The 24,611-nt window shown below is 70.7% G+C and carries 25 protein-coding genes and 1 riboswitch; of the genes, 11 read left to right on the plus strand and 14 right to left on the minus strand.

Annotation, left to right across the window (positions count from 1 at the left end):
- Positions 1-5: 5 nt before the first annotated feature.
- Entirely contained in the window at positions 6-1,646 is a 1,641-nt protein-coding gene (locus Pka01_RS00900) for an MDR family MFS transporter (RefSeq protein WP_308442191.1), read from the minus strand.
- Positions 1,647-1,756: 110 nt separating this feature from the next.
- Here Pka01_RS00900 and Pka01_RS00905 point away from each other — a divergent pair, with 110 nt between their 5' ends.
- Positions 1,757-2,314 (plus strand): TetR/AcrR family transcriptional regulator, encoded by a 558-nt coding sequence (locus Pka01_RS00905; protein ID WP_239114611.1) that lies wholly within the window; start codon positions 1,757-1,759, stop codon positions 2,312-2,314.
- Between the two features lie 49 nt (positions 2,315-2,363).
- On the opposite strand, the gene Pka01_RS00910 is transcribed toward Pka01_RS00905, so the two are convergent.
- The 5 genes from Pka01_RS00910 to Pka01_RS00930 all read right to left on the minus strand — a co-directional run bounded on the left by Pka01_RS00910 (position 2,364) and on the right by Pka01_RS00930 (position 7,259).
- Positions 2,364-3,398: an LLM class F420-dependent oxidoreductase gene (locus tag Pka01_RS00910; RefSeq protein ID WP_203880576.1), complete on the minus strand. Its 1,035-nt coding sequence runs from the start codon at positions 3,396-3,398 to the stop codon at positions 2,364-2,366.
- A gap of 83 nt (positions 3,399-3,481) precedes the next feature.
- Positions 3,482-4,060: a nucleotidyltransferase family protein gene (locus Pka01_RS00915; protein WP_203880577.1), complete on the minus strand. Its 579-nt coding sequence runs from the start codon at positions 4,058-4,060 to the stop codon at positions 3,482-3,484.
- Entirely contained in the window at positions 4,057-5,178 is a 1,122-nt protein-coding gene (locus Pka01_RS00920) for an XdhC family protein (RefSeq protein WP_203880578.1), read from the minus strand. The genes Pka01_RS00915 and Pka01_RS00920 overlap by 4 nt, the downstream gene beginning before the upstream one ends.
- Positions 5,171-6,319 (minus strand): vWA domain-containing protein, encoded by a 1,149-nt coding sequence (locus tag Pka01_RS00925; RefSeq protein ID WP_203880579.1) that lies wholly within the window; start codon positions 6,317-6,319, stop codon positions 5,171-5,173. Before Pka01_RS00925 ends, Pka01_RS00920 begins: the two co-directional genes overlap by 8 nt.
- Positions 6,312-7,259 (minus strand): AAA family ATPase, encoded by a 948-nt coding sequence (locus Pka01_RS00930; RefSeq protein ID WP_203880580.1) that lies wholly within the window; start codon positions 7,257-7,259, stop codon positions 6,312-6,314. Before Pka01_RS00930 ends, Pka01_RS00925 begins: the two co-directional genes overlap by 8 nt.
- Positions 7,260-7,375: 116 nt before the next feature.
- On the opposite strand from Pka01_RS00930, the gene Pka01_RS00935 reads away from it, so the two are divergent.
- A complete protein-coding gene (locus tag Pka01_RS00935; RefSeq protein WP_239114612.1) occupies positions 7,376-7,975 on the plus strand; it encodes an HD domain-containing protein in 600 nt (199 codons plus the stop codon).
- A gap of 120 nt (positions 7,976-8,095) precedes the next feature.
- Here the strand turns inward: Pka01_RS00935 and Pka01_RS00940 are convergent, their stop codons facing one another.
- Positions 8,096-8,401 carry a DUF4031 domain-containing protein gene (locus tag Pka01_RS00940; RefSeq protein ID WP_203880582.1) on the minus strand — a complete coding sequence of 102 codons (306 nt, stop codon included), beginning with the start codon at positions 8,399-8,401 and terminating at the stop codon, positions 8,096-8,098.
- A gap of 158 nt (positions 8,402-8,559) precedes the next feature.
- Between Pka01_RS00940 and Pka01_RS00945 the strand changes: the two genes are divergently transcribed.
- From Pka01_RS00945 to Pka01_RS00960, 4 genes are read left to right on the plus strand one after another with little or no spacing between them, the layout of a single operon-like run.
- On the plus strand, positions 8,560-9,393 hold the full coding sequence (locus Pka01_RS00945) for an ABC transporter permease (protein ID WP_203880583.1): 834 nt from the start codon (positions 8,560-8,562) through the stop codon (positions 9,391-9,393).
- The gene (locus Pka01_RS00950; RefSeq protein ID WP_203880584.1) at positions 9,366-10,112 is read left to right on the plus strand and encodes an ABC transporter ATP-binding protein; all 747 of its coding nucleotides are present in this window, start codon (positions 9,366-9,368) and stop codon (positions 10,110-10,112) included. Before Pka01_RS00945 ends, Pka01_RS00950 begins: the two co-directional genes overlap by 28 nt.
- Positions 10,109-11,104, plus strand: coding sequence for an ABC transporter substrate-binding protein (locus Pka01_RS00955; protein ID WP_203880585.1), 996 nt, complete (start codon positions 10,109-10,111; stop codon positions 11,102-11,104). The genes Pka01_RS00950 and Pka01_RS00955 overlap by 4 nt, the downstream gene beginning before the upstream one ends.
- Complete coding sequence (locus Pka01_RS00960; RefSeq protein ID WP_203880586.1) at positions 11,101-12,234, plus strand: LLM class flavin-dependent oxidoreductase; 1,134 nt, start codon at positions 11,101-11,103, stop codon at positions 12,232-12,234. Before Pka01_RS00955 ends, Pka01_RS00960 begins: the two co-directional genes overlap by 4 nt.
- Positions 12,235-12,376: 142 nt before the next feature.
- Here Pka01_RS00960 and Pka01_RS00965 read toward each other — a convergent pair whose 3' ends face one another.
- The 6 genes from Pka01_RS00965 to ribD all read right to left on the minus strand — a co-directional run bounded on the left by Pka01_RS00965 (position 12,377) and on the right by ribD (position 17,083).
- On the minus strand, positions 12,377-12,907 hold the full coding sequence (locus Pka01_RS00965; protein ID WP_308442192.1) for a PH domain-containing protein: 531 nt from the start codon (positions 12,905-12,907) through the stop codon (positions 12,377-12,379).
- Between the two features lie 156 nt (positions 12,908-13,063).
- The gene (gene ribH / locus Pka01_RS00970; protein ID WP_203880587.1) at positions 13,064-13,534 is read right to left on the minus strand and encodes a 6,7-dimethyl-8-ribityllumazine synthase; all 471 of its coding nucleotides are present in this window, start codon (positions 13,532-13,534) and stop codon (positions 13,064-13,066) included.
- Positions 13,531-14,775, minus strand: coding sequence for a bifunctional 3,4-dihydroxy-2-butanone-4-phosphate synthase/GTP cyclohydrolase II (locus Pka01_RS00975; RefSeq protein WP_239114613.1), 1,245 nt, complete (start codon positions 14,773-14,775; stop codon positions 13,531-13,533). The genes ribH and Pka01_RS00975 overlap by 4 nt, the downstream gene beginning before the upstream one ends.
- Positions 14,772-15,404: a nicotinamide mononucleotide transporter family protein gene (locus Pka01_RS00980; protein ID WP_203880588.1), complete on the minus strand. Its 633-nt coding sequence runs from the start codon at positions 15,402-15,404 to the stop codon at positions 14,772-14,774. Before Pka01_RS00980 ends, Pka01_RS00975 begins: the two co-directional genes overlap by 4 nt.
- Positions 15,401-15,997, minus strand: a complete 597-nt coding sequence (locus Pka01_RS00985) for a riboflavin synthase (RefSeq protein ID WP_203880589.1) — start codon at positions 15,995-15,997, stop codon at positions 15,401-15,403. The genes Pka01_RS00980 and Pka01_RS00985 overlap by 4 nt, the downstream gene beginning before the upstream one ends.
- The gene (gene ribD / locus Pka01_RS00990; RefSeq protein ID WP_239114614.1) at positions 15,998-17,083 is read right to left on the minus strand and encodes a bifunctional diaminohydroxyphosphoribosylaminopyrimidine deaminase/5-amino-6-(5-phosphoribosylamino)uracil reductase RibD; all 1,086 of its coding nucleotides are present in this window, start codon (positions 17,081-17,083) and stop codon (positions 15,998-16,000) included.
- Between the two features lie 108 nt (positions 17,084-17,191).
- Positions 17,192-17,354: riboswitch (FMN riboswitch) on the minus strand.
- Positions 17,355-17,696: 342 nt separating this feature from the next.
- Here ribD and Pka01_RS00995 point away from each other — a divergent pair.
- The 5 genes from Pka01_RS00995 to Pka01_RS01015 all read left to right on the plus strand — a co-directional run bounded on the left by Pka01_RS00995 (position 17,697) and on the right by Pka01_RS01015 (position 23,812).
- Entirely contained in the window at positions 17,697-18,770 is a 1,074-nt protein-coding gene (locus tag Pka01_RS00995) for an ABC transporter permease (protein WP_203880590.1), read from the plus strand.
- A gap of 19 nt (positions 18,771-18,789) precedes the next feature.
- Positions 18,790-20,577, plus strand: coding sequence for an ABC transporter substrate-binding protein (locus Pka01_RS01000; protein ID WP_203880591.1), 1,788 nt, complete (start codon positions 18,790-18,792; stop codon positions 20,575-20,577).
- 85 nt (positions 20,578-20,662) lie between these two features.
- Complete coding sequence (locus tag Pka01_RS01005) at positions 20,663-21,643, plus strand: ABC transporter permease (protein ID WP_203880592.1); 981 nt, start codon at positions 20,663-20,665, stop codon at positions 21,641-21,643.
- 76 nt (positions 21,644-21,719) lie between these two features.
- Positions 21,720-22,784 carry an ABC transporter ATP-binding protein gene (locus tag Pka01_RS01010; protein WP_275414413.1) on the plus strand — a complete coding sequence of 355 codons (1,065 nt, stop codon included), beginning with the start codon at positions 21,720-21,722 and terminating at the stop codon, positions 22,782-22,784.
- On the plus strand, positions 22,781-23,812 hold the full coding sequence (locus tag Pka01_RS01015) for an ABC transporter ATP-binding protein (RefSeq protein ID WP_203880593.1): 1,032 nt from the start codon (positions 22,781-22,783) through the stop codon (positions 23,810-23,812). Before Pka01_RS01010 ends, Pka01_RS01015 begins: the two co-directional genes overlap by 4 nt.
- Before the next feature lie 70 nt (positions 23,813-23,882).
- Here the strand turns inward: Pka01_RS01015 and rpe are convergent, their stop codons facing one another.
- Positions 23,883-24,542 carry a ribulose-phosphate 3-epimerase gene (gene rpe / locus Pka01_RS01020; RefSeq protein ID WP_203880594.1) on the minus strand — a complete coding sequence of 220 codons (660 nt, stop codon included), beginning with the start codon at positions 24,540-24,542 and terminating at the stop codon, positions 23,883-23,885.
- Between the last annotated feature and the right edge of the window lie 69 nt (positions 24,543-24,611).

A 24,611-nucleotide genomic window follows, 5' to 3' on the forward strand; every position in this document is an offset into this window, starting at 1 on the left:
GGACTCTACGCCCGATGCGGCCGCAGCCTCACCCGCCCGTGCCCCCGGGCCGCCCGCACGGGACGGTCAGGAGGTCCTGGCGTGCCGGGGGTGGTGGGCAGGGCCCTGTGCGTCCGCGGGAGACCGGTCGGCCGAGCGGAGCGGGACCTCGCGCAGGCAGAGCACCGCGACGAACCGAGGACGGCCGCGGGCACGCCGACGAGGAACACCGTGTGCATGGCCGACGCGAAGGCGCCGATCACGACGTCGTGGACCGCCGGGGGCAGGGCGCGGATGGCCTCCGGCGTGCCCAGGTCGAGGCTCGCGGCCGGAGCGGACGTCGTCCCGAGCTTCGCGGAGATCTCCGACTTGACCCCGTTGGTGAGGACGGCGCCGAAGGCGGCCACGCCCACCGCGCCGCCGAGACTGCGGAAGAAGGACACGCCCGAGGTGCTCACCGCGAGATCCCGCCGCTCGGCCGAGTTCTGCACCGCGAGGATCAGCATCTGCATGCTCATGCCGAGCCCGACGCCGAGGACGGCGATGTCCACGCCGATCACCACGAAGGAGGAGTCGGGCCGCAGCCGCGAGAGCAGGCCGAGGCCCGCCGCCACGAGCAGCATGCCGACGAGGGGGAAGAGCTTCCACCTGCCCGTCCGGGTGACGACGCGCCCGGAGACGATCGAGGCCACGAAGAGCCCGAGCACCAGCGGCAGGGTCATGAGCCCCGACCGGGCGGGCATGAGCCCCTTGACGATCTGCAGGAACTGCGGCAGATAGATCAGCACGCCGTACAGGGCGAGACCGACGAACAGCGAGGCCGTGCCGGCCAGGACGAACGTGCGGTCGCGGAACAGGCGCGGCGGGAGGATCGGTTCCGCGGCTCTGCGCTCGGCCACGACGGCGAGGCCGCAGAACACCGCGGCGAGCGCGGCCAGGCCGTAGGTCCACGACGAGTTCCAGTCGAACTCGTGCCCGCCGAGCGACAGCAGGAGCATGAGGGAGGTGGCTGCGCCGGTCAGAGTCGCGGCGCCCCACCAGTCGATGCGGGCGTCCCGTTTCACGTGCTCCAGCTTCAGCACCTTCTGGATGACGGCGAACGCCACGACCGCGAGCGGCACGCACACGTAGAAGCACCAGCGCCAGCCGAGCCCGTCGGCGTCGACCAGGAAGCCGCCGAGCAGCGGCCCCGCGACGGTGGAGACGCCGAAGACCGCGCCCACGTATCCCGAGTAGCGGCCGCGCTCGCGGGGCTGGACCACGTCGCCCAGGATCACCTGGACGAGCGCGGACAGCCCCCCGGTCCCCAGCCCCTGTACGGCTCTCGCGGCGATGAGCATGCCGATGTCCTGGGACAGGCCGGCGACCATCGAGGCCGCGACGAACAGGCCGAGCGCGACCTGGAACATCAGCTTGCGGCCGAAGATGTCGGAGAGCTTGCCCCACAGAGGAGTGGAGACGGTCAGCGTCAGGAGCGTCGCGCCGGCGACCCACGAGAGCTGGTCCTGCCCGCCGAGGTCTCCGACGATCGTCGGCAGGGCCGTGCCGACCACGGAGGTCGAGATCATCGAAGTGAGCAGGGCGAGCAGCAGACCGGAGAGGATCTTCAAGATCTCACGGTGCGTGTAGATGCGCCCTGCGTCCTGCCGGACGGTCTCCCGCGTCACGGATCCCCTCGCTCACTGGTTCCACCGAGACGCAAATTCGTCCGGATTATGCTTTATTTTCCTTTTCAAGTATACGCTTGTTTACTCTGGTGTCACGCTAATGTGCGCTCGTGACACGAGACCGTGAGGCGACCGGCGAACGGATCCTGGCCGCCGCCGCGGCACTGTTCGCGGAGCACGGCTACGACCAGGTGACCGTGCGGATGATCGCCTCCGCGGCCGGGGCCAACGTCGCCCTGGTCAACCGGTACTTCGGCTCGAAGGCGAATCTCTTCGCCACGGTCCTGATAACGGCCTCGACGGTGACGGCCGCGATCGAGGGGGATCCCGGGCGGATGCCCGCCCGGCTGGCGGAGCACGTCGCCCACCGGCTGCGGACCGGCGCCTCCGAACCGCTCGTGCGGATGCTCGACCGGGCCGGGACGAGCCCGGAGATCCGGGCCGTCCTCGCGGCACGGGTGGAGGCCGGCCTGGTCGACGCGATCAGCGCGCGGCTGCCGGGACCGCAGGCGCGGGAACGTGCCCTGCTCGCGACGGTGATCATCCTCGGCGCGGGGTCGCTGCGCAGGCTGCTTGGCCCCGACGGGCTGCACGACGCCGACCCCGCCGTCCTGGAGGCACGGCTCGAGACGGCGTTCCGCGCCTGCCTGGCTCCGCCAGGCGGATGACCTTCCCCACCAGTCCCCCACCGGTTCCGCGCCTGCCCGGCGCGCGGCGTCAGGAGGCGAGCGTCTTGATCTTCTCGACCAGCCTCAGCCGCTCCTCGTGCGTACGCGCGAAGGGGGTCACGTTGAGCGTCGTCACCCCGGCCTCGCGCATGGCCGCGAGCCGCTCACGGACATGGCCCTCCGACCCGACCAGCGACATCTTCTCCAGCAACTCCTGCGGCACCAGGGCCGCCGCCTCGTCCTTCCTGCCCTCGAGGTAGAGGTCCTGGATCCGCTCGGCCTCCTTCTCGTAGCCGTAGCGGCGGGCGAGGTCGTTGTAGAAGTTCCTGCCCTTGGCGCCCATGCCGCCGATGTAGAGGGCGGCCATCGGCCGGCCCAGCTCCAGGACGTCCGCGACGTCCTCGCCGATCGCGAGCACCGCCTGGGCGATGACGTCCAGCTCGCCGAGCTCGGGGTCCCTGCGCGCCCGCCCGGCGGCCAGTGAGGGCCCCCACACCTCGCCGGCCTTCTCCGGCATGAAGAAGATCGGCTCCCAGCCCTCCGCCAGCTCCGCGGTGAGCTCGACGTTCTGCGGGCCGATGGCCGCGACCACGATCGGGATCCGCTCCCTGACCGGGTGGTTGATCAGCTTGAGCGGCTTGCCCAGCCCGGTCCCGCCCTCGACGGGCATCGTGTAGTGCCTGCCCGCGTACTCCAGCTTCTCCCGCCTCCACACCTTGCGGCAGATCTCGATGATCTCGCGGGTACGGCCCAGCGGAGCGGTGTAGGGGACGCCGTGGAACCCTTCGATGACCTGCGGTCCGCTGGCCCCGAGCCCCAGCGTGAACCGGCCGTCGGAGACGTAGTCGAGCCCGGCCGCGGTCATGGCGAGCAGCGCGGGCGTGCGCGAGTAGATCGGCAGGATGCCCGAGGCGATCTGGAGGCGCTCGGTGCGGGCGGCGATGTAGCCCATCTGGCTGACCGCGTCGAAGCTGTACGCCTCGGCGACGAACACGATGTCGAGCCCGGCCTTCTCGTAGTCGCCGAGCTCGGCCACGGTCTCCTTGAAGCCCCCGGCGTAGTTGAGTGCCATCCCGATGCGCATCCCGACGTCCTTCCCGGCCCGAATACCGAATGTTGTTCCGTTTCATGCGGCATGGAGAGGTTACTGCACCCGGGCGTGCGGGATCATCGGCCGTCCAGCGACCTCAGGTCGGCGGGCACGTCGATGTCGGCGGGGTCGCCCACGTCGTCGCACGGCACCGCGGTGACGAGATCGCGATGTGCCCGGAGGAACGGGCGCGCCCCGACGTCGCCCGCGGCCATCCTGGCGACCTCGGCGAAGTGGGCCCGCGCGATGAGGACGGGATTCCTCGGCGCGCCGCCGTACGTCGCCACGGCGACGGACGCGCCGGCCACGAACGCCGCGGCGAGCCGCCGGACGGCCTCCGCCGTGATCAGCGGCTGGTCGACCAGGGCGATCACGACGGCCTCCGCGGAGCCGGGGGCCGCGTCCAGCCCCGCACGCAGCGACGACCCCATCCCGCCGGCCCAGGCCGGGTTGTGCACCACGGTCGCCCCGGCGACGTCGGCCTCGGCCGCGCCGAGGACGACGACGACGGGATCGCAGCCGCCGTCGCGGAGCAGGCGCACCCCGCGGTCGACCAGCCGCTCTCCCCCGAACTCGACCAGGGCCTTGGGCGCTCCGAAACGGCTGCCCGCGCCCGCGGCGAGCAGGATGCCCGCGACCCGCCCGCCCTGGATCATGTGATGGAGTCTCCGTGGATGCGGCCGCTGGTGTCGGTGAGCGCCCGCCCGGTGCCGCCCCACCGGAGCTGGATCAGCTCGGCGGCGATCGACACGGCGGTCTCCTCGGGCGTGCGGGCGCCGAGGTCGAGGCCGATCGGCGACCTCAGCCGGGCGAGGTCGTCGTCCTTCAGGCCGACCTCCCGCAGCCGGGCGAGCCGGTCCTCGTGTGTGCGCCGCGACCCCATCGCGCCCACGTACGCCGCCGGGGTGCGCAGGGCCACCTCGAGCAGGGGGACGTCGAACTTGGGGTCGTGGGTGAGGACGCAGATGACCGTCCGCTCGTCGACCTGCACCGTCGACAGGTAGTCGTGCGGCCATTTCACGACGACCTCGTCGGCGTCGGGGAACCGCTTGGCGGTGGCGAACACGGGGCGCGCGTCGCAGACGACGACGTGGTAGCCGAGGAACTTGCCGATTTTGGCGACCGCCGCCGCGAAGTCGATGGCCCCGAACACCAGCATGCGCGGCGCGGGCGCGAAGGACTGGACGAAGACCTGGAGGTCGTCCAGCCGCCTCTCCCCCTGCGCCCCGTAACGGCGGATGCCGGTGATCCCCTGGGCCAGCATCCCCCGCACGTCGTCGTCCACGGCCGCGTCGAGCCGGTCCGAACCGAGCGACCCGGACGACGAGCCCGGGCCGTCGGGCCCGTCCGGCCAGACGACCCTGCGCGCCCCCACCTGTCCGGGCCCGGACAGGATCGTCGCCACGGCGACCGGGCGCCGCCGCTCGATCGAGGCGGCGATCTCCCCCAGTTCGGGGTAGGTCTCCCGCGAGACGTCCTCGACGAACACGTCGATGATCCCGCCGCAGGTCAAGCCGACGGCGAAGGCGTCGTCGTCGCTCACGCCGTAACGCTGGAGCACCGGCCTGCCCGCCCCGACGACCTCGTTGGCCAGTTCGTAGACGGCGCCCTCGACGCAGCCTCCCGACACGCTGCCGACGGCCTCGTTGCCGAGGACGGCCATGGCCGCTCCCGGAGGGCGGGGCGCGCTGCGGAAGGTGCCGACGACGGTCGCCAGCCCGAACCGCTCCCCCGCCTCCCACCAGCGCACGATCTGCGACAGGACGTCACGCATGGCTACGCCTCCCTGTGCGGGCCGGTCCGCGGGTCCCCGCGGCCAGCAGACCGGCCAGATCCTCGAACGCGGCCAGGCTGTGGCCGGCCACGAAGTCCGTGACGTACGGCAACGCGGCCATGATTCCCGCGGTGAGCGGGCGGTACGCGGGGTCCCCCTTGTGCGGGTTCACCCACACCACCCGGTGGGCCAGCCGCGACAGCCGGGCCATCTGGGCGCCCAGGAGCTCGGCCGAACCGCGCTCCCATCCGTCGGACGCGATCACGACCGTCGCGCCCCGAGGGTCGGCGAGCCGGAGCAACGCCTTGATCTCCTCACCGAGGCGGGTCCCGCCGCTCCAGTCGGGGATGGCCGCGGAGACCGCGAGCATGGCGGCGTCGGCGTCCCGGTGGCGCAGCTCCGCCGTGATCCGGGTGAGGCGGGTCCCGGCGCTGAACACCTCGGTCGCCCGAGGCTCGGCCCGGACCAGCGCGTGCGCGAAGCGCAGCAGGGTGTCGGCGTACGGCGCCATCGAGCCGCTGACGTCGACGAGCATCACGACCCGGCGCGGCCGGTCCCGGTGGGTCCGCATGTGCAGGCGCGCGGGCTCCCCTCCGCGCCTGATCGCCTCCCTGACCGTGCGGTGGCTGTCGAGCACACCGTTGTGCGCGGGCGTGAACCGCCGGGAGCCGCGCCGCTCCCGCGCTCCGCGCAGCAGCGCCAGCATGCGGTTGACCTGCTCCCGCTCGGCCGCGGTCATCCGCGCGACGTCCCGGTGCCGCAGCACCTCGATCTCGCTGGCGGTGGCAGGGGCCGCGCTCTGCTCGCCCGCCTCCTCCCGGTCGCGGGAGCCGTACGGCTCGGCGGTCAGCCGGGTGACGGTGACGGTCGTCCTGGGGCGGCCCTGCCGCGGCCGCTCCCCCGCGAAGTAGGCGGCGAAGCACCGGTCGTACCGCGCGAGATCGTCCGGCCCGGAGCACAGCGTGAGCCTGCCGGCCCAGTAGACGTCGCGCTCGGCGGCGACGTCGAGATGGCCGAGCGCGGTCAGGAAACCCTGGGTGCGCTGGTGATCGGCCCCGACGCCGGCGGCCCTGAGCGTGCGGGCGAACCCGGTCATCGTGGCGACCAGATCCCGGGCTGCCGCGGACGGGGCCTCAGGCATGACGGCGGGCCTCACCCGCGACCGAACCCGCGGCCGGGCCTCCCGTGGCCGTCCCCGCGAACAAGATCCCGTCACGCCGCACGAGTTCCTGGTCCTCACGGTGCTTCAGCACGGCCCCCAGCGTGGCGGCCGCCAGGCCGGGGTCGAAGTGGGTCGCTCCGAGTGTGAGCAGGGCCTCGGTCCAGTCGAGGGTCTCTGCGATCCCCGGCGGCTTGACGAGGTCGGCGGCCCGCAGCAGGCCGGCCGTCCGCGCGACCTCGGCCGCCAGCCGCTGCGTGCACTCGGGAAGGCGCCTGAGCAGGATCGCCACCTCGCGCTCGAAGCCGGGGTGCTCCAGCCAGTGGTAGAGGCAGCGCCGCTTGAGGGCGTCGTGGACCTCGCGCGTCCGGTTCGAGGTGACCACCACCACGGGAGGCGTGGCCGCTCTGACCGTGCCCAGCTCGGGAATCGAGATCGTGAAGTCCGACAGCACTTCCAGCAGGAACGCCTCGAACTCGTCGTCCGCGCGGTCGATCTCGTCGACCAGCAGCACACTGGGCTGGGTCTCGAGCGCCTGGAGCAGCGGGCGGGCGATCAGGAAGCGCCTGTCGTAGATCTCTCCCTCGAGCGCTTTGACGTCGGTCACGCCCGTGGCCTCCGCCGCCTTCAGGTGCAGCAGCTGACGGGCGAAGTCCCAGTCGTACAGCGCCTGCGCCGCGTCGAGACCCTCGTAGCACTGCAACCTGATCAACGGGGCGCCGAGGACGGCGGACAGGGTCTTGGCCAGTTCGGTCTTGCCGACCCCCGCCTCGCCCTCGAGGAAGAGCGGGCGGCCCATCCTGAGCGCGAGATACGCCGCGGTGGCCAGCCCCTCGTCCGCCAGGTAATCGTGCCCGGCGAGCAGTTCGGCCACGGTCGCGGGAGAGTCGATGTCGGACGCCTTCGTTGTGCCTCCCAGCATGCTCTCAGGCTACGCGCCGTGCGCGCGCGGACGCTCTGGCCGATTTCGCCAAACACCGGCCGTGCACCACGTGACCGTTGTCATGATCACACAGGGCGGGTTCTAACGTCGTGGACGTGACGAATCCTCTCGGGCTTCCCTGGTCCCCCGCGGCGAGCGCGCTTGCCGCCGAGCTGGAGGCGCGGTGGGCCGAGCCGCACCGGCGCTACCACACCACCACGCATCTGAGGGCCGTGCTCGCCGCGATCGAGCCGCTCGCCGGCCTGGCCGGGGACGCCGGCGCCGTACGGCTCGCCGCCTGGTTCCACGATGCCGTCTACGACGGGCGGCCGGGATGGGACGAGGAGCGCAGCGCCCAGCTCGCGCAGGCGCGCCTGCCCGCGTGCGGCGTGGTTCCCGGACGGGTGCGCGAGGTCGCCCGCCTGGTCCGGGTGACGGCCGATCACTCCTATGAGGCAGGCGACACGGACGCGGCCGTGCTGTGCGACGCCGACCTGGCCGTCCTCGGCGGTTCCCGGGAGGACTACGCGGCCTACGCGAGCGCCGTACGGGCCGAGTACCGCCACGTGCCCGACGACCTGTTCCGCGCGGGCAGGTCCGCCGTCCTGCGGCGGCTGCTGTCCGGCGACCTGTACGGCACGGCCCTTGCGCGCGAGCTGTGGGACAGCGGCGCCCGGGAGAACATGACCCGCGAACTGGCCGCGCTCGGCGGCTAAGCCCGGTGCGGGGGCGGCCGCGCTCAGAACCCGGCCGCGCTTCAGAACCCGGCCGCGCTCCCGGCATCCGCCCGTGCTCCCGGCATCCGGCCGCGCTTCGGTACCCGGCCGGCGCGGCGGTCAGGCCGGACGCGGAACGGACTCGGACGCCGGCGTGGCGGCGGGGCGGTGTTTGGGCCGGCGCAGGCCCGCGTCCCGCAGTCGCCGGACGAGCTCGCCGCTCGGCACCGGCTCCGCCCCGAGCTCGAGCGCGCGGTCGTAGACCGTCTCGGGCACGTCATAGTGATCACGGTCGAACCCGCGCTCGGGCACGCCGAGCGTCCTGGCGAACGCGTGCAGTTCCTCATAGGAGACGTCGCTGACCAGGTGCGACCACAGCAGCCCGCGCGGGCCGGGCCAGTTGGGCCGGTCGATCAGCACACTCACGTGACCTCCTCTGCCCGGCCTCGTCCGCCCGGGCGTCCCCCGGCACTGTACGGCCTGGCCTCGGCACTGTGCGGGCCCGGGAAATTACCAATTGACTTGGTAGGAAATAAAGGCAACCCTGGGGAGGACATCGCACACCATCCCTGCGAGGTACCTCCATGTCCGTCCTTGAACTGGACACCCCGGTCCGGACCGAGCCGCAACCCGGCGCTCGGATCCGGCGCCGGCGGCTGCCGGGAAGAGCCTGGCAGCGCTGGATCAGCCCCTTGGTCCTCCTGCTCGCCTGGCAGATCGCGAGCACGACAGGCCTGCTGCCCACCCGACTGCTCGCCGCGCCGTCCACGATCGCCGCGACCGCGGTCGACCTGGTCCAGGCGGGGACGTTGCCCACGGCGATCGCCGTGTCGCTCCAGCGCGTGCTGATCGGCTTCACCGCCGGAGCCGTCGCCGGAGTCGGCCTGGCGCTGGTCGCCGGGCTGAGCCGCAGAGGCGAGAACGCGGTCGACCCGATCATGCAGATGCTCCGGGCGCTGCCGTTCTTCGGGCTCATCCCGCTGTTCATCCTGTGGTTCGGCATCGGCGAGGCGCCGAAGGTGCTGCTCGTGGCCCTCGCGGTGTCCTTCCCCCTCTACCTGAACACCTTCGCGGGCATCCGCGGGGTCGACGGGAAGCTGGCCGAGGTCGCCCGCACGGTCGGGCTCGGCAGAGCCCAGCTCATCCGGCACATCGTGTTGCCCGGCGCGCTCCCCCAGACGCTCGTCGGCCTCCGGCAGAGCCTCGGCGTGGCCTGGCTGGCACTGATCGTCGCCGAGCAGGTCAACGCCAACGCCGGCCTCGGCTACATGATCAACGACGCCCGGGAGTTCCTCCGTACCGACGTGATCGTCGTCGGCCTGCTCGTCTACAGCGCGCTCGGCCTGCTCACCGACGCGCTCGTCCGCCTGCTCGAAAGGAGGGCACTCACATGGCGACGCGAGTTCCTGGCGCGCTGACCCGCACCGCCGCCCCCGCCGTGGCCGCCGTCGAGGCGCTCACCCGCGGGTTCGGCGAGCGCACGGTGCTCGACCGGCTCGACCTGGAGATCACCCGGGGCGAGTTCATCGCGCTGCTCGGCCGCAGCGGCTCCGGCAAGTCGACCCTCCTTCGCGCGCTCGCCGGGCTCGACGACGAGGCCGAGGGCGGCCTGAGCGTCACCGGCTCCGTGGCGGTCGCCTTCCAGGAGCCTCGGCTCGTGCCGTGGAAACGGGTCCACGCCAACGTCACCCTCGGCCTGGCCGTACCCGACGCGAAGGAGAAGGCGGACGCCGCGCTTGCGGAGGTCGGCCTCACCGAGCGGGCCGGCGCCTGGCCGCTCACGCTCTCCGGCGGCGAGGCCCAGCGGGCCAGCCTGGCGCGCGCCCTGGTCCGCGACCCCGACCTGCTGCTGCTCGACGAGCCGTTCAGCGCCCTGGACGCGCTGACCCGGATCACCATCCACCAACTGGTCCTCGATCTGTGGTCCGTCCACCGGCCCGCCGTGCTGCTGGTCACCCACGACGTCGACGAGGCGCTCCTGCTCGCCGACCGTGTGCTCGTCCTCGACCAGGGGCGCATCGCGCACGAGTCGGCGGTACCGGCTCCGCGTCCCCGCCACCGCGACCATCCCGATCTCACCTCCCTCCGCAGGACCCTCCTCGCCGCTCTCGGCGTGTCCCCCGAAGGAACCACATGACCAGGAAACTGCTCGCGGCCCTGTTACTCACCACGTTGGCCGCCACGGCCTGCTCCTCCACCGACTCTGCGGGCGGCTCCACCTCGGGCGGCGCGGCGAGCGGCTCGGGCGTCACCCTGCGGGTCGGCGACCAGAAGGCCGGGTCCCAGGCCCTGCTCAAGGCCGCCGGCCTGCTCGACGGCACGTCGTACAAGATCACCTGGTCGCAGTTCACGTCGGGCCCGCCGATGCTGGAGGCGATCAACGCGGGCGCGGTCGACATCGGCGGCGTCGGCAACACCCCGCCCATCTTCGCCGCCGCCGCAGGGTCGAAGATCAAGGTCGTCTCGGCCTACCGGCAGAACCTGGCCGCAGCCGCGATCCTGGTGCCGCAGAACTCCGCCATCGCCTCACCCGACCAGCTCAAGGACAAGAAGGTCGCCGTCGCCAAGGGCAGCTCGGCGCACTACCACCTGCTCTCCGTGCTGAAGAAGTCCGGCCTGTCGTTCAAGGACATCCAGCCGCAGTACCTTCAGCCCGCCGACGCCCTTGCGGCGTTCTCCTCCGGCACCATCGACGCCTGGGCGATCTGGGACCCCTTCACCTCCCAGGCCGAGTTGCAGAACAAGGCCAGGCTCCTGGTCGACGGCAACGGGTACGTCAACGGTCTCAACTTCCAGGTCGCGGCGCCGGGCGCGCTCGAGGACGCGGGCAAGGACGCGGCGATCCGCGACTACCTCACCCGCCTCACCAAGGCGCGGGTCTGGGCCGCCGGCCACCAGGCCGAGTGGGCCAAGGTGTGGGCGCAGGAGACCGGCCTTCCCGTCGAGGTCGCCAACGCGGCCGTCGCCAACACGGTCGCCACGCCCATCGTGATCGACGACTCCGTCGTCACGTCGGAGCAGCAGATGGCCGACGCGTTCGGCGCCGAGGGTCTGATCCCCGGCGGCCTCACGTTCTCGGATTTCGTCGATGACCGGTTCAACGACGTCGTAGCGAAGGGTCAGCAGTGAAATTCCATTGGTTCCTGCCCACGACGGGTGACAGCAGGGCGATCGTCGGCGGCGGCCACGGCCTGCACCGGGCACACGGCCACTCCGCGGCTGAGGTGTACCGCCCGCCGTCGGTCGACTACCTGGGCCAGATCGCCCGCTCGGCCGAACAACTCGGCTTCGAGGCCGTGCTCACTCCGACAGGCACGTTCTGCGAGGACGCGTGGCTCGTCACGGCCGCGCTCACCCAGGTGACCAAGCGGCTGAAGTTCCTCGTCGCCTTCCGGCCCGGCGCCTTGTCGCCGACCCTCGCCGCGCAGATGGCCGCGACCTATCAGCGGATATCCGGCGGACGGCTCCTGCTGAACATCGTCACCGGCGGGGAGACCGTCGAGCAGAAGAGGTTCGGCGACCATCTGTCCAAGGACGAGCGGTACGCGAGGACCGACGAGTTCCTCTCGATCGTCAGAGGGGCGTGGGAGGGGCCGTTCGACTTCAAGGGCGCCTACTACGACGTCGAGGGCGCACAGGTCGCCGAGTCGCCGTCACCCGTTCCCGAGCTCTACTTCGGCGGTTCGTCGGCCGCCGCGGGCCCGGTCGCGGCCAAGCACGTGAACGTCTACCTGACGTGGGGCGAGCCGCCGTCGCAGGTCGCGGCCAAGCTCGACTGGATCAGGGAGCTCGCCGCGGCCCAGGGCCGTACTCTGCGCTTCGGCATCCGGCTGCACGTGATCACCCGGGACACCCCGGGCGAGGCGTGGGAGGAGGCCCAGCGACTGCTCGACCGGATCGACCGGGCGGACATCGCGTCGGCGAAGGCCGTCCTCGGCCGCAGCGACTCGGTGGGGCAAAAGCGCATGCTCGCCCTGCACGCGGACTTCGACGGCGGCAAGGCCCGGGACCTGGAGATCCACCCCAACCTGTGGGCCGGGGTCGGCCTCGTCCGGGGAGGCGCGGGAACGGCCCTGGTCGGCAGCCACCAGGAGGTCGCCGACCTGATCGAGGAGTACGCCTCCCTCGGCATCGAGGAGTTCGTCCTGTCCGGCTACCCCCACCTGGAGGAGGCCTACTGGTTCGGTGAGGGCGTCCTGCCCGAACTCCGCCGCCGCGGCCTGCTCGAGGCCGCCGCGCCGGTGCTGCGCAGCGCCTGAACGCCGCCGGAGCCCGCACGCGGCGCCGGAACCCTCGCCCGCGCGCTCGCCGTGAGGACCCGCGCGCTCGCCGTGAGGACCTGCGCACTCGCGGGGAGGAGACGTGGCGCCGTGCCCGCAGGACGCGGGCGCCCGCCCGGGGTCACACCCGGTCGGGCGCCTCGCCGCGGTCGTGGATGAGGGCGCTCAGCTCCGCGACCGCCTTGCGGGACCGCTCCCGCTCCGTGCTCTGGATGCCCATCGCGCCCAGGCTGAGGCCGTTCGCCAGATCGAGCTTGGGCCAGGGGTCGCCTTCGGCCATCGTGATGTCGAGGACCTCCGGCCATTCGTAGCGGTGAACCCTGAGCGGGTTCACCACCGTGATCCCCCGCTCGTCGGCCGTGACCCGGGCGCGCCCGAGCAGGTGCAGCAGCCCCGCCACGAGGCAGCCGAACGCCACCAGGCCGAGCCTGTCGGGCAGCTTGAACTGCTCGGGCAACATCAACGCGAGGACGACCGCGCCCACGACCATGACCACCGCCAGGCCGTACGCGATGATCGGGGTCTGGCGGGGGCGCCACGTCACGGGCAGCGACGGCGGTCTGCGCTCATCCATGACGACCCGCCGAGGGGGCGCGGACGGCGCGGGATGCGCCGCCGGGGACGGCCGCGCGGGGATGGCCCGGTCTGTCACGGACCTCCCCCGCCGGCTTCTGCATGATCACCAATTGGGTCTTCCCAGCTGAGATGGCCTCGATGCGAACCTGTGCATGATCACGGAACGTGTCCTGGCCGGTCAAGTGAGCCATCCGCGAATCCGTGCATGATCACGCGGAGAATCATGCGGAGATCACGCGGAGAATCCGCGGAGGAGGAGGGCGGTCTCCAGGGCGGCGACGGTGGCCTCGTAGCCCTTGTCCTCGGCGCTGCCAGGCACCCCCGACCTGTCGACCGCCTGGTCGAGCGTCTCGCAGGTGAGGACGCCGTTGCCGACCGGAGTCGCCTCGTCGAGGGACACCCGGGTGAGGCCGGCGGTCACCGAGTCGCAGACGTAGTCGAAGTGCGCGGTCTCCCCCCTGATCACCGCGCCCAGCGCGACCACCGCGTCGTACCGCCTGGCCAGGGCCTGGGCGACCACCGGGATCTCCAGTGACCCCGCCACGCGGACCGTGACGACCTCGGCGCCGCAGTCCTGCGCCGCCTGTACGGCTCTGTCCAGCAGCTGGTCGGTGATCTTCTCGTGCCAGCGCGCCGCGACGATGCCGACGGTCAGCCCGCTCGCGTCCACGCTCTGCGCCGCCGGGCGCCCGTCCCCGCTCATTCGTGCTCCCCCTCTGGGATGTCCTGTGAAATGTCAGGAATGTCATGGCCGAGGCGCTCCCGCTTGGCCGTGAGGTACTTCTCGTTGTACGGGTTCACGGCCGCGGGCATGGGCTCGCGGCCGAGGACCTTGATGCCGAAACCGTCCATGCCGCGCACCTTGGCGGGATTGTTGGTCAGCAGCCTGACCGACTTCACCCCGAGGTCGGCGAGCATCTGGGCGGCGTTGGAGAACTCCCTGGAGTCCACGGGGAGGCCGAGCTCCAGGTTGGCGTCGACCGTGTCGCTGCCGTTGTCCTGCAGGTTGTAGGCGCGGAGCTTGGCCAGCAGGCCGATCCCCCGCCCCTCGTGGCCGCGCAGGTAGACGACCACGCCGCGGCCCTCCTCGGAGATCATGCGCATGGCGTTGTCGAGCTGGACGCCGCAGTCGCACCGCAGCGACCCGAGCACGTCGCCGGTGAGGCACTCGGAGTGCGCCCGCACCAGGACGTTCTCCCCGTCGGACAGGTCTCCGTAGACGAGGGCCAGGTGCTCGCCCCCGTCGAGGGAGCTCGCGTAGCCGTAGGCGCGCCAGATGCCGTACCGGTTGGGGATCCGCGTCTCGGCGACACGCGTGACCACCCGCTCGGACCGCTTGCGGTACTCCATGAGCTGCTCGATCGAGATGAGCGCCAGGTCGTGCTCGTCGGCGAACTCCCGCAGGCGGGGCAGCCGCGCCATCGTCCCGTCGTCGTTGACGACCTCCGCGAGCGCGCCCGCGGGCGACAGCCCGGCCAGCCGGGCGAGGTCCACGGCCGCCTCGGTGTGGCCCTGGCGGACCAGCACGCCGCCCTCGCGGTAGCGCAGCGGGAAGATGTGGCCCGGGCGGACCAGCTCGTACGGCTCGGTCGCGGAGTCGCACAGCGTGCGGATCGTCTTGGCGCGGTCGGCGGCGGAGATCCCCGTCGTCACGCCGTCGCGGGCGTCGACGCTGATCGTGTACGCCGTCCTGAGCCGCTCCCGGTTCTGGTGGACCATGAGGGGCAGGCCGAGCCGGTCGAGCTCCTTGCCCTCCATGGCCACGCAGATCACGCCGCTCGTGTACCTGATCATGAAGGCGACCACCTCGGGCGTCGCCTTGGCCGCCGCGAAGATGATGTCGCCCTCGTTCTCGCGGTTCTCGTTGTCCACCACGACGACGGGCCTGCCCTCGCGGATGTCGGCGATCGCCCGCTCGACCGGATCGAGCCTGATGTCCGTCACACCGTCACCGCTCTCAACTGCCGCGACTGGCGCAGCCAGTCACGGAACCCGATGGCCACCATGACAAGGAAGATGCCGTAGACCGCTCCCGAGACCACCAGGCCCGACGAGAACGCCAGCGGCACGCCGATCACGTCGACGGCCACCCAGATCACCCAGAAGTCCACCAGCGCCCTCCCCTGAGCCCAGGTGGCCACGGCGCTGCCGACGAAGATGTACGCGTCCGGCCACGGAGCCCACGAGATGTTCAGGCCGCGCGAGTTGAGGTAGGTGAACAGGAGCGCGACCGCCAGCGTGCCCAGCGCCATCAGCGCGACCACGAGCGTCCTCTCCCACGGGGTGGCCGACCTGATCGGCAGTGCGGCGCCGCCGCGCGTGCCCCGCGACCAGCGGACCCATCCGTAGACGGCCAGCACGGCGAACAGCGCCTGCTTGAGCGCGTTGCCCGTGATGTGGGCGCTGATGGACGCGGCGAACAGCAGCGCGGACGAGGCGAACTGCACCGGCCACGTCCAGATCGTCTTCCTGATCGCGAGCCAGACCGTCGTCAGGGCGCCCACGTTCCCGACCAGGTCGGTCCAGAGCACGTGCTGCCCCGCCACGTCGAATCCCGCCTCTGTCCAGCTCATGCGCGCGCCCCCGTGGTGAGCTTCTCGACGTACTTGGCGATCACGTCGACCTCGAGGTTGACCGGCTCGCCCGGCTGCTTGCCGCCGAGCGTGGTGAGCCCGAGCGTGGTGGGGATCAGGCTGACGGCGAAGGACTCCGCGTCCACTGCGGCCACGGTCAGGCTCACCCCGTCGACCGCGATCGACCCCTTCTCGACCACGTACCGGTTCAGGTCGGCGGGCAGGGAGATCCGGACGATCTCCCAGTGCTCGGCGGGTTCGCGCGACAGCACCCGGCCGGTGCCGTCGACGTGGCCCTGGACGATGTGCCCGCCCAGGCGCTGGTCGGCGCGCACCGCCCGTTCGAGGTTGACCCGCGACCCCGCCCGCAGCGCGCCGAGCGACGAGCGGTCCAGCGTCTCCTTCATGACGTCGGCGGTGAACGCGTCCCCCTGGACGTCCACGACCGTGAGGCACACGCCGTTGACGGCGATCGAGTCTCCGTGCCGGGCGTCGCCCGTGACGACCTTGCCGCGCACCGACAGGCGCGCCGCGTCGGCCTGGGGCTCGACCGCGACGACCTCGCCGAGCTCCTCGACGATTCCGGTGAACATTCAGCTCTCCTTAGGTGGTGCCGGCCGCAGGACGAGCCTGAGGTCCGGTCCGACGGGGGTCACTTCCTCGAACTCGAGGCGGAGGATCTCGCCGATCGTGGTCACGCCCGCGGATCCGAGGGCCGCGGCCCCCGATCCCAGCAACGCGGGCGCGATGTAGCAGACGACCCTGTCGACCAGGCCTTCTCTGAGGAAGGACCCGGCGAGGGTCGGTCCGCCTTCGAGCAACGCACTCATGACCTGCCTCCCGTGCAGCTCAGCCATGAGCGCGTGGAGGTCTATTCCTCCGGGCGCGCGCGGCAGCCGTACGGCCAGGCCGAGGTGCGCGGGGACGTCCGCGTCGTCCGCGACGGCGACGAGCGCAGGCTCGTCGCCCGTGAGGATCCTGGCCGAGGCGGGCGTGCGGGCGTCGGAGTCGACGACCACCCGCAGCGGCGGGCGGGCCGGGCCCCCGGGCACGCGGGCGGTGAGCTGGGGGTCGTCGGCGACGACGGTGCCGATACCGGCGATGACGGCGTCGTTCGCGGCCCGCAGCAGGTGCACGTCGGCCCTGGCCTCGGGTGAGGTGATCCACTGGCTGGTGCCGTCCTCGGCCGCCGACCGCCCGTCGAGCGTCGCGGCGAACTTCCAGGTGACGTACGGTCTGCGCTCACGGATGAACGTGAGCCAGGCCGCGTTGACCTGCTCCGCCTCCTCGGCCAGCACGCCGGTGACGACCTCGATCCCGTTGCGGCGCAACCGGTCGACGCCCCCAGCGGCCAGGGGGTTGGGGTCGGTCACGGCGACCACGACCCGTGCGATGCCCGCGTCCATCAGGGCGCCGCTGCACGGCCCCGTCCTGCCGGTGTGGTCACAGGGCTCGAGGGTGACGTACGCGGTGCCGCCCCTGGCCCGTTCGCCGGCCTCGCGCAGTGCCACGACCTCGGCGTGGGGGCCGCCGGCGTAGGCGTGGAACCCCTCTCCCGCGACCTGTCCCGAGGCGTCGAGGACCACACACCCGACGACGGGATTGGGGCTCGTGCCACCGTGGCCGCGCGCCGCCAGCCCGATCGCGCGGCGCATGTGAATGATGTCCTGCGGACTCACCCGGGTCGTCCTCTCGCCTGTGTCGCCACGGCGGGCCCCGGGGGTGGACGGACGCACTGAAACGTCACGTCAGCAGACGACGGACGCCCTCCGGGCACCGTCATCCGCTCGCGCGCTGCCTCCCATCCGGACTTTCACCGTCGGTCCTGGAGTCTCACCAGGTCCACCGGCCGATGGCTTCGGCCGGGTCGCGGACTTCACCCGTCTGCCTCCAGAGGAGGTCGCGAGTGTCACCGCCGGTTCGGAATTACACCGACCCCGGAGCACGCTTGCTCTGTCTTTACCAGTGTGCCATGAGCGGCACGCTCACCATTGTGCAGGATCCAGTCAAATCAGACACACCCGGCTGGCCTGGGCGTTTCGGCCGCCCCCTAAGTCCCAGCGACCACATCGGCCACCGGCCGATGTGCGGACTGTCCACAGGGCGTCCGTGTTGTGTCACGAAACCATGACACATTTGAGCGATGGCTGCCGCTTAGTGTCATACCGATCGTTTCGCCAGGTCAACCGGCAACGGGACACAAGCTGGTTTACTTTGGACAACGAAGTAGATGAAAAACGACGCTGCCCCGGCGAAGCGATTGACCAGCGGAAAATTAGTTGCCAGGGTTCCATGCAGTCGGATATCGCCGACCGTTATCGGCTTCTGGGAGCACCGCACAACATGACGTTCCCCTCCTCGACCACAGCAGAGACGGACGCTGACGCCGTCGACACGGTGGCCGCAGCAGCCGGGTCCTCGGTCGCCATCGTCGGGCGATCGCCCGGTCAGTTGATGTGGCGGCGCTTCCGCCGCGACCGGACCGGCGTGATCGCTGCCGTCGTCGTGCTCGCGTTCATCTTGATCGCGCTACTGGCACCGGTGATCTCGTGGGCCTACGGGAAGAACCCGGACGATTACTACGGCCTTAACCAGCCCGGCCTGCTCAACGAGTACGGCTACCCGATCCTGCCGAACGGCGGCATCAGCGGCGACTTCTGGTTCGGCCTCGAGCCCCTCGTCGGCCGCGACGTCCTGACGCAGCTGATCTACGGCATCCGCACGTCGATCACCATCGCGCTCATCGTGACGGTGTTGTCCACCGTCATCGGGGTCACGCTCGGAATCACCTCGGGCTATGTCGGCGGCAAGGTCGACTACGCGATCGGGCGGGTCATCGACACCCTGCTCTCCTTCCCGTCGCAGCTCTTCCTGATCGTGCTGGTCCCGGTCGTCGACGCCGCCCTGGTGCTGCCCACCCAGGAGCCGCCGACCTGGCTCAGGTTCGTGTCGATCTGCATCGTGCTGACCGTGCTCGGATGGGCCACGACCGCCCGGCTGCTCCGCGCGCAGGTGCTGTCCCTGCGCGAGCGCGAGTTCATCGAGTCGGCCCGGGTGACCGGCGCGTCACCGGCCCGGATCATCTTCAAAGAGCTCATGCCCAACCTGTGGACCCCGATCATCATCCAGGCCACACTCGCGCTTCCCCTGTACGTCGGCGCGGAGGCCGGACTCGGCTTCCTCGGCGTGGGGATGCCGGAGGCCATTCCCGACTGGGGCCGCATGTTCCTGGTGGGCTCCAACGTCTACCACTCCGACGTGACCTACCTCATGTTCCCGGGCGTGTCGATGTTGATCTTCGTGATCGCCTTCAACCTGCTCGGAGACTCGATCCGCGACGCTTTCGACCCAAAGACGAAGCGCTGACCCCCCTAGGAAGGACCATATGAGATCGCATCGCAGGCGAATCGCCACCGCGACGGCAGTGCTCGCTGTGGGCGCGCTGGCGCTGGCCGGCTGCGCCAAGGGCGGAGGAGGCGGCGCCCCCTCCGCGGCCGCGTCGAAGACCCCGCTGGAGAACAAGGCGGTCAGCGCGATCACGGTCGGCACCGCCGCGGACTCCACGGGGCCCGCGCCCGAGGTCGCCGGCGCCAAGCCGGGCGGCACGGCCTACATGATCGACCGTGACGACTTCAGCCACCTCGACCCTGGCCGCGTCTACCTGAACTACAACGCGTCGGTGTCGCTGCTGTTCACCCGGCAGCTCACCAACTACAAGGAGGACCCGTCCGGCAGCATCAAGCTGGTCGGCGACCTCGCCACGGACACGGGCACCACCACCGACGGCGGCAAGACCTGGCAGTTCACGCTCAAGGACGGCGTCAAGTGGCAGGACGGCTCGCCGATCACCTCGGGCGACATCAAGTACAGCTTCGAGCGCCTGTTCGCCGACTTCATCACCGAGGGCCCGGACTACGCCGAGACCTGGCTCGTCCCCGACGCCACCAAGCCGTTCCGTGACCAGTACAAGGGCCCGTACGACGGCAAGGAGCTCGACACGATCGAGACTCCTGACGACAAGACGGTGATCTTCCACCTGAACGCGCCCCACCCGGACTTCAACTTCACCGTGGCCATGACCGGCTACGGCGCGGTGCCGAAGGCCAAGGACACCAAGCAGAAGTACGACAAGCAGCCGTTCTCCTCCGGCCCGTACCAGATCGTGAGCCACACCACCGACAAGTCTCTCGAGCTGGAGCGCAACCCGAACTGGGACAAGAACACCGACCCGATCCGGCACGCCTACCCGGACAAGTTCCACATGGAGTTCGGTCTCCAGGCGCAGCAGTCGACCGAGCGGTTCCTGGCCGACACCGGCAACGACAAGCAGGCCTTCACCTTCCACAACGCGGTGGCGGCCGAGCGGGTCCAGGAGGTGCAGAACAACGCCGAGGCGATGAAGAGGTCCATCCAGGGCCTGACCCCCTTCACGACCTTCTACAACATCAACACCAAGCGGGTCACGGACGTCAACGTCCGCAAGGCGATCATCACCGCGTGGCCGTCCAAGCAGCTGCAGCAGATCGCGGGCGGCGAGGACAACAGCGGCAAGATCGCCACCACGGTGCTGAGCCCGACGGTCCTCGGTTACGAGGCCTCCGACCAGTACGGCAAGCTGGCCAAGCCCGAGGGCGACCCCGAGGCGGCCAAGAAGCTGCTCGCGTCGTCGAGCACGCCCACCCCGACGATCGTCTACGCGTACAACCAGACTCCGACCCAGGAGAAGATGACGCTCGCCATCAAGGACGCGCTGGGCAAGGCCGGCTTCAACGTGGTCGCCAAGCCGCTCAACCCGGCGACCTACTATGACGCGATCGGCCCGGTGGACAACCAGTACGACGTCTACTGGGGCGGCTGGGCGGCCGACTGGCCGACCGGTTCGACCGCGATCCAGCCGCAGTTCGACGGCCGCCTCATCGCGGACAACGCGCCGAACTACACACACCTGAACGTTCCGGAGATCAACACCGCGATCGACGAGGCCAACAAGGTCACCGACCCCACCGAGGCCGGCAAGGCGTGGGCCGCGATCGACCGGAAGATCATGGACCAGGCCGCGATCGTCCCCGAGTACTACCAGACCTACTTCGGTCTCTACGGCTCGGGCCTCGGCGGCGTCAGGTTCGACCCGATCCAGGGCGAGCAGTCCGCGCTCGACATCTGGGTCAAGTAGCAGCGACCGGCCCCGCCGCCCCGCCCCGAAGCGGGCGGGGCGGCGGGGCCACCGGCCCGTTCACCGTCACGACGAGTGCGAGATCATGACCAGCTTTCTGGTACGCCGGGTAGTCGGCGCCCTCGTGATCCTGATCTTCATCAGCCTGATCACGTTCTACCTCTTCTACGCCGTCCCCCGCGACCCCGCCCGGGCCTTCTGCGGCAAGATCTGCCCGCCGGAGACCCTGGAGCTCGTCCGGCACAACCTGGGGATGGACAAGCCGCTGTTCGTGCAGTACTGGCTCTGGCTGTCCGCCATCTTCGTGGGCCGTGACTTCACCCAGTTCGGGCCGTGCCCGGCTCCCTGCCTGGGATACTCCTTCGCCACCCAGGAGCCGGTCTTCAACGCCATCGTGGACCGGTTCCCCGTGACCCTGTCCCTCACGCTCGGCGCGTCCGTCGTCATCCTGTCGTTCGGGATCCTGACCGGGATGCTCGCGGCGTGGAAGGTCGGGCAGCCACTCGACAAGATCGCCAGCTCGTCGTCGGTGATCGGCGCCTCGCTGCAGATCTACTTCGTCGGCCCGCTGGTCGTGTTCCTCCTGGTGGACACCCTCGGGCTGCTCCCGCGCCCCTCATACGTCCCGTTCACCGAGGATCCGCTCACCTGGTTCGTGCACCTGCTGATCCCGTGGGTGGTCCTGTCGATCATCTTCACCGCCAACTACACCCGCATGACCCGCTCGCAGATGCTGGAGCAGCTCGCCGAGGACTACGTCCGCACGGCGCGGGCCAAGGGGATGTCCGGGCGGTCGGTCTTCTTCCGGTTCGCCTGGCGGGGCGCCATGATCCCCATCATCACGATCTTCGGCGTCGACCTCGCGACGCTGCTGGGCGGCGCGATCATCACCGAACAGACCTTCACCCTCCACGGCATCGGCGAGCTGGCCGTACGGGCCGTGCAGAACACCGACCTGCCGATGCTCCTGGGCGTGACCGTGGTCGGCGCGGCCGCCATCGTCATCCTGAACATCGTGGTCGACGTGCTGTACGCGTTCATCGACCCCCGCGTCCGGCTGAACTGAGGCGGAGGCCTTCGCGCATGCACGCCGTACCCGCCCGCACCGAGCAGACCGAGCAGTACAGAAGCTGGAGCAGTAAGTGACCACCGTGTCGTGGAGCAGCGAGCCGGGGACCTCGCGCGGCCCTGGGCCGTTCCTGTCCGTCCGTGATCTCAGCGTGCGGTTCAGCACCGAGGACGGCGTCGTCCGCGCCGTGGACGGGCTCTCCTTCGACGTGGAGAAGGGCACCACTCTCGGCATCGTGGGCGAGTCCGGCTCGGGCAAGTCCGTCACCAACCTCGCCGTCCTGGGCCTGCACGATCCGGCGCACACCGAGATCGACGGCGAGATCTGGCTGGAGGACCAGGAGCTCGTCGGGGCCTCGAGCGCCACTCTGGAGAAGCTGCGGGGCAACCGGGTCGCGATGATCTTCCAGGATCCGCTGACCTCACTGTCTCCCTTCCACACGATCGGGCGCCAGATCAGCGAGGTGTACCGCAAGCACAAGGGCGCGAGCCGGAAGGAGGCCCGCGACCGCGCGATCGAGATGCTCGAACGCGTGGGCATCCCGCAGCCGGCCACCCGCGTCGACCACTACCCCCACGAGTTCTCCGGCGGCATGCGCCAGCGCGCGATGATCGCCATGGCGCTCGTCTGCGACCCCGACCTGCTGATCGCCGACGAACCGACCACCGCGCTCGACGTCACCGTTCAGGCGCAGATCCTCGACCTGCTCAAGGACCTGCAGCAGCAGTACGGCACGACCATCATCCTGATCACCCACGACCTCGGGGTGGTCGCGAACACCGCCGACAACGTCCTGGTGATGTACGCGGGCCGGGCCGCCGAGCGCGGCACCGTCCGGGAGGTCCTCAGCAAGCCCCGTCATCCGTACACCTGGGGGCTCCTGTCCTCCATGCCGCGGCTGACCTCGTCGGTGGACGCGCCGCTCGTGCCCGTCCGCGGCACCCCTCCGAGCCTGCTGTCCCCTCCTGCCGGGTGCGCCTTCCATCCGCGGTGCGACTTCTCGCAACTGGTCGGATCGGACCTGTGCTTCACGCAGCGTCCCGACATCTCTCCCGAGAACGGGCACGGCGACGCCTGCTACCTCACCCTCCAGCAGAAGAGGGACATCCGGACCGGCGACACCAAGGAACACGCATGAGCGAGACGCTGCTGGAGCTGCAAGGGCTGAAGAAGCACTTCCCCGTCCGGGGCGGCATGATCATCAAGCACCAGATCGGGAGCGTCCACGCCGTCGACGGCGTGGACCTGACGGTGGGAGCCGGGGAGACCGTCGGCCTCGTGGGCGAGTCGGGCTGTGGCAAGTCCACCACCGGCCGCCTGGCCGCCCGCCTGCTCGAGCCGACGGACGGCAAGGTCCTCTACAAGGGCGAGGACATCAGCCACAGCTCGCGGCGCGAGCTCGCGCCGATCAGGCCCGAGATTCAGATGATCTTCCAGGACCCGTACAGCTCGCTCAACCCCCGGCAGACCGTGGGCACGATCATCCGCAGCCCGATGGAGATCAACGGCATCAACCCCGAGGGCGGCAGGAAGAAGCGGGCGCAGGAGCTGCTGGAGATCGTCGGCCTGAACCCGGAGCACTACAACCGGTTCCCGCACGAGTTCTCCGGCGGTCAGCGTCAGCGCATCGGCGTCGCCCGGGCCCTGGCGCTCAATCCGCAGCTCATCATCGCGGACGAGCCGGTGTCGGCGCTCGACGTCTCCATCCAGGCCCAGGTCGTCAACCTGCTCCAGCAACTGCAGCGCGACCTCGGCATCGCGTTCCTGTTCATCGCGCACGACCTCGCGATCGTCAGGCACTTCTCCCAGCGGGTGGCGGTGATGTACCTCGGCAAGATCGTCGAGGTCGGCGACCGCGCGTCGATCTACGAGCGGCCGCGGCATCCGTACACGCACGCCCTGCTGTCGGCCGTCCCCGAGCCCGACGTGAACGCCGAGCAGCGCGAGCGCATCCGCCTGGCGGGCGACGTGCCCTCCCCCATCAACCCGCCGTCGGGCTGCCGGTTCCGCACCCGGTGCTGGAAGGCCCAGGACAAGTGCGCGACGGAGGTCCCGCCGCTGGTCCAGCTGAACGGCAACCGCGAGGGACACCTCACCGCCTGCCATTTCCCCGAGGCGCCGACCGTCCACGGGGACGACGTGGTGCTCGACCCGGCTCTCGCCTGACCGCCGTCTCGCGCGAGGAGTTCCCCGAGCCCGGAGGCGTGCCGGCCTGGCACATCTCCGGAGGCCGGGCTCAGTCCTTGTCCGCCAGTGCCCGCAGGTCCCGTACGGCCTGTGCCGGGTCCTTGGCGCCGTAGACGGCGTTACCGGCCACGAACACGTCTGCTCCGGCGTCGGCGCAACGCTCGATGGTCTCGGCGGACACGCCGCCGTCCACCTGGAGCCAGACCTCGCCGCCGTACTTGGCGATGAGCCCGCGAGCCTTGGCGATCTTGGGGAGCATGATGTCCAGGAAGCTCTGCCCGCCGAATCCCGGCTCGACGGTCATGACCAGGAGCATGTCGATCTCGGGCAGCAGGTCCTCGTAGGGGTCGACCGGCGTCGCGGGGTTGATCGCGAGCCCCGAGCGCGCCCCGGCCGCGCGGATCGCGCGAAGCGTGCGCACGGCCGCCTTGGCCGCCTCGGCGTGGATGGTGACGCTCGCCGCGCCCGCCTCCGCGTAGCCCGGCGCCCACCGGTCCGGGTCGTCGATCATCAGATGACAGTCGATCGGCGTGGAGGTCGCCTTCAACAGGGCCTCGACGACGGGCAGTCCCAACGTCAGGTTGGGCACGAAGTGGTAGTCCATGACGTCCACGTGAAGCCAGTCGGCGACGCCCTCGACCCGGGCGGCCTCGTCGGCCAGGCGGGCGAAATCTGCGGACAGGATGCTGGGCGAGATCTGTACGGCCATAGTGCCAGCAGTCTATTTCGCCCAGCCTGCGCTCAGCGTCCACCCGGCGCACCCCTTGCACTCCATTCA

It is taken from the genome of Planotetraspora kaengkrachanensis (assembly GCF_016862895.1).
Classification (GTDB): Bacteria; Actinomycetota; Actinomycetes; order Streptosporangiales; family Streptosporangiaceae; genus Planotetraspora; species Planotetraspora kaengkrachanensis.